Source organism: bacterium (assembly GCA_040757115.1).
GTDB lineage: Bacteria > UBA9089 > CG2-30-40-21 > CG2-30-40-21 > SBAY01 > JBFLXS01.
Genome location: JBFLYA010000410.1, coordinates 1 through 1,791 on the forward strand (window position 1 = coordinate 1; position 1,791 = coordinate 1,791).

Consider the following 1,791-nt stretch of genomic DNA (forward strand, 5'->3'; position numbering starts at 1 on the left):
ACAAATCAATCAGTTCCGTAGGAACGATATATTGGTAGAAAATTTATGGAAAGCCATTTACCGATATATTGTCCCTATGGGACATTATTTGTATTTCTAAGTAAAGTTTTGAATAATAACTGCTATAGACAAAATTTTTCCTTCCAGAGAAGATAACAAAATGAGAATAAAAGTAACTTATAGAACTCATAAATTACCTATACTTTACCGCCATAGATTTATGGCTTTAATAAAAGAGGCATTGAAAACCTCAGATGAAGGCTATAAAAAATACCTCTACCCTGCCAAAGATTCTAATGAGTCAAAGAGAACAAAGCCATTCACCTTCAATGTATCTTTACCAGCCCAAAGAACAGCCCAAAAAGAGATAATTCCCATAGATGAAGATTATAAGGTACCCATAGAGGATACGGTTTTCTACTTCCCGCCGGAGAGCTCACTTTCCCTTTATATTAGTTCAGCTGATTACCAATTCATTATTAATCTCTACAACGGACTCCTCTCCCTGAAGGAGTTTGCTTTCAACCCAGAGGTAACTCTTAGATTGGAAAGGGTATTTATGCTCAACGAACACCAGATTACCACGGATGAGGTAGTATTCAAGACCAATTCACCGGTATCTATGGAGACTAAAGATGATATACCGATATTGCCATTTAGGGATGACGGGGAGCCGCTTGGAGAAGAAGGGTTAAAAATATTTAACCAGCACTTCAATGCTATTCACAACAGAATCTTAAAGGATATAAGGGGGCAGGAACTATTGAGGGAGATAGAATTCACCCCATTGAATTTACGCAAACAGGTGGTAAAGCATACCTTAAAGGGCTTCAGAGAAAAGACAGGGAAGCCCTACATGAATCTGACCACCTTTCAAGGTTGTTTTAAGCTAAAGGGTGCACCAGAGGACCTTCAGACGCTTTACCAGATAGGTGTTGGCTTAAGAACAGGCCAGGGGTTTGGGATGGTGGAGGTGGGGTAAAATGACAAAAGAAGATATTAAGAGAATAATAAAAGCGAATAAGGGAATTTTAGAACGATATACGGTGAAATCAATTGCCCTTTTTGGTTCTTATGTAAGAGGAATGCAGAAGGAAAATAGTGATATTGATTTACTTGTAGAATTTGAAATCCCCTCATATAATAATTTCATTAATCTGGTTTGGACATTAGAAAATTTGCTGAAAAAAGAGGTTACAGTTGTTACTCCCAAAGGTATAAGTCCATATATCTTACCTTATGTTTTAAAGGAGGCTGAAAAGATTGAGGGATGATAAGGTCTTTTTAAGGCATATCCGTGATGAAGTGAATTATATCACAGAAGTAACAAAAGATATAGATTATGACAGCTTAATGGCTAACGGAACTCTTAACAGGGCGCTCTTGAGAAGTTTAGAAATAATTGGAGAAGCAACAAAAAATATCTCCAAGGAGTTTAAAGAGAAATATCCTGAGATTGAATGGAAAAAGATGGCAGGTCTAAGAGATAAACTTATCCATTTCTATTTTGGGGTAGACTGGGATACTGTCTGGGATGTTATAACAAAAGAGATTCCCGAGCTTAAAGTTAGGTTAGAAGCATTATTACGAGAATAATGAAATTTGAAAGACGGTTAAGATAAAATGAAACATATAACTGAGAAAAGACTATTCTGGTTTTTAAAGGAAGGAACAACCCTTGACCTCTCCAAAAAGGAGCAGTTGGATATGTATGTCCAACAGATTCTTTCAAGGGGGAAGACATCGGATATCAAAGGCCTTTTTAGGACCATCAGCCGTTTAGATTTTATT

General features: G+C 36.7%; 3 protein-coding genes. All 3 read left to right on the forward strand.

Going from position 1 to position 1,791, the window contains the following annotated elements; all coding sequences use genetic code 11:
- Nucleotides 1–160 precede the first annotated feature (160 nt).
- Genes cas6 through AB1422_19230 form a run of 3 tightly spaced genes read left to right on the forward strand, consistent with a single transcriptional unit; the run spans nt 161 to nt 1,596 of the window.
- Nucleotides 161–982 carry a CRISPR-associated endoribonuclease Cas6 gene (gene cas6 / locus AB1422_19220; protein ID MEW6621432.1) on the forward strand — a complete coding sequence of 274 codons (822 nt, stop codon included), beginning with the start codon at nt 161–163 and terminating at the stop codon, nt 980–982.
- Nucleotide 983: 1 nt separating this feature from the next.
- A complete protein-coding gene (locus AB1422_19225) occupies nt 984–1,274 on the forward strand; it encodes a nucleotidyltransferase family protein (protein ID MEW6621433.1) in 291 nt (96 codons plus the stop codon).
- Nucleotides 1,264–1,596 carry a DUF86 domain-containing protein gene (locus AB1422_19230; protein MEW6621434.1) on the forward strand — a complete coding sequence of 111 codons (333 nt, stop codon included), beginning with the start codon at nt 1,264–1,266 and terminating at the stop codon, nt 1,594–1,596. Before AB1422_19225 ends, AB1422_19230 begins: the two co-directional genes overlap by 11 nt.
- The last annotated feature ends 195 nt before the right edge of the window (nt 1,597–1,791 follow it).